Below are 1129 nucleotides of genomic sequence, written 5' to 3'. Positions count from 1 at the left end.
ATTCCGGGCGTACAGGTTGTGGCCGGGAGTGATGTGTATGGCATCAAGAGAGAACGTTTTCTGAAAAGGGTCACCGATTATTACGCAACGGCAGAGCAGGAAGTGGGTGTGGAGCTGTACGAAGACTACAAAGATCTGATTGCCCGCACAGACATCGATGCTGTGGTGATTGCCACGCCCGATCACTGGCACGCATTCATGGCGATTGACGCAGCCAAGGCCAAGAAAAACATCTATCTGGAGAAACCCCTCACCTTTACCATTAAGGAGGGACAGATGCTGGTGAAGGCGGTGCGCGATAACGGAGTTATTTTGGGCGTTGGCAGCCAGCAACGTTCCGATGTTAATTTCCAGCATGCCGTGAAGATGGTGCAGGAAGGGAAGATTGGCAAGATTGAGCGGGTGAATGCCTATGTAGGTGGGCCTCCCACACCGTATGACCTGCCGGAAGAACCCGTGCCGGCCGATTTGAACTGGCCGTTGTGGCTGGGCCCTTCGGAGTATGTTCACTACAACTCACAGCTGAATCCTCCTATCTCCCTCAATCCCGAGCAGAACGAGCAGTTTTGGGGTGGGTGGCGCTGGTACAAGGAGCTGGGCGGCGGTTTCACCACCGACTGGGGAGCCCACATGTTCGATATTGCCCAGTGGGGACTGGGGATGGACGAGAGCGGCCCGGTCGAGATCATTCCTGCCGGTTTCGAAGATACGCAATTTCTCACCTATAAATATGCGAGCGGTGTGGTCATGACCGAGGAGCCGTTCAACGAGAAGAAGACCAAGGGCGTGAAGTTCTGGGGCGATAAAGGATGGATTGAAGTGTCGAGGGAACATTTCCTTGCTTCCGACGAGAGCCTGCTTCCTCCCACGGTAGAAGTCGCTGAGGGCGCTTACGAAACTAAAATTCCGCATCTGGAGAACTTCGTCAACGCATTGAAGACAAAGACCGATCCGGTGGTGCCTGTGGAGATCGGGCATCGTTCCTGCACGGTATGTACGCTGGGTAACATTGCCTACGACCTGGGCCGCCCCATCAAGTGGGATCCTGCTGCCGAGAAGTTTGTGGACGATCCCGAAGCAGATGCACACCGGTTATTCAACAAGACCTACAGCGAAGGGTATACGCTCT

General features: G+C 54.7%; 1 protein-coding gene. It reads left to right on the top strand.

All coding sequences use genetic code 11. From position 1 onward, the window contains the following. A partial coding sequence (locus B3Z75_RS14200; protein WP_294073123.1) for a Gfo/Idh/MocA family protein occupies window positions 1-1129 on the top strand: 1129 nt, incomplete at both ends.

Origin of the sequence: Proteiniphilum sp. UBA1028, assembly GCF_002316955.1 — a bacterium.
GTDB lineage: Bacteria > Bacteroidota > Bacteroidia > Bacteroidales > Dysgonomonadaceae > Proteiniphilum.
This window is presented reverse-complemented; position numbering and strand designations above follow the sequence as displayed.